1 protein-coding gene is annotated in these 1,023 nt (G+C 46.9%); it reads left to right on the top strand.

Translation table 11 applies throughout. From position 1 onward, the window contains the following. The coding region (locus tag R8269_RS26420) for an AMP-binding protein (protein ID WP_318223060.1) at positions 1 to 872 on the top strand (872 nt) is incomplete at its 5' end. Positions 873 to 1,023 lie beyond the last annotated feature (151 nt).

The raw sequence follows: 1,023 nt of genomic DNA, 5'->3' as shown, positions 1-1,023 counted from the left end.
AAACCGTGCATCTCAATGCTAGTGTGCAAAGTGGTGCAACTTTGGTTTTAGTACCTCGATTTGACCCGAAACATGTGTTGGAGCTGATCGAAAAGCACCGAGTGACGCTCTTTGCCGGTGTGCCTACGATGTACATTGGTTTGCTGCATGTTGAACATAATTGCGATATTTCGTCGCTACGAGTAGCCGTTAGTGGAGGCTCGTCGCTACCGACAGAAGTATTTAAAACCTTTGAAGCACGATTCAATGTACCAATTCTAGAAGGTTACGGCTTGTCCGAAACCAGTCCGATAGCGTGTTTTAATCACCTTGATCAGGAGCGAGTACCGGGCTCTGTCGGGCAACCGATTCAAGGTGTTGAGGTGAAAGTCGTTGATCTTGACGGTCATGCTCTCCCTGTCGGTGAGGAAGGAGAAATTATTGTGCGCGGGCACAACGTCATGAAAGGTTATCTTGATCGCCCAGAAGTGACGGAATCGGTGTTGCAAAGTGGTTGGTTCCATACCGGTGACGTCGGGCGATTTGATGAGTCGGGTAATCTGTTTATTGTCGACAGGATGAAAGACCTGATCATTCGAGGTGGCTTCAATGTGTATCCTCGTGAGATTGAAGAAGTATTCATGACGCATCCAGCGGTAGCGATGGTGGCCGTGATAGGTATTCCGCATCAAGAATATGGCGAAGAGATCAAAGCCTACGTGGTATTAAAACCGAATCAATTTGTCGAAGCCGATGAGCTGCAATTATGGGGGCGAGAGCAGTTAGCCAATTTCAAATACCCAAGGTTTGTCGAAATTCGTGAACAGTTACCGATGAGTGCTACGGGTAAAATCTTAAAGAGAGAGCTAAAATCGGAACTCGAAGTCGCATAAGTATGATGTCAAAGCCAGCGAAGCTCTCGCTGGCTTTTTGTTTGATCTACATGGCATTGGCTGGTGGTCGTTTTGGCTGAGTTCGCCGGTTAGACCAGAGACGTGTTTGCATCTACAACTATTCCAACTGTTTGAGATACGCTTCCATTTT

The sequence above is a fragment of the Vibrio sp. Vb0667 genome (genome assembly GCF_033391095.1).
The sequence above is the reverse complement of the archived record's forward strand: the minus strand, read 5'-3'. Positions and strand labels throughout refer to the sequence as shown.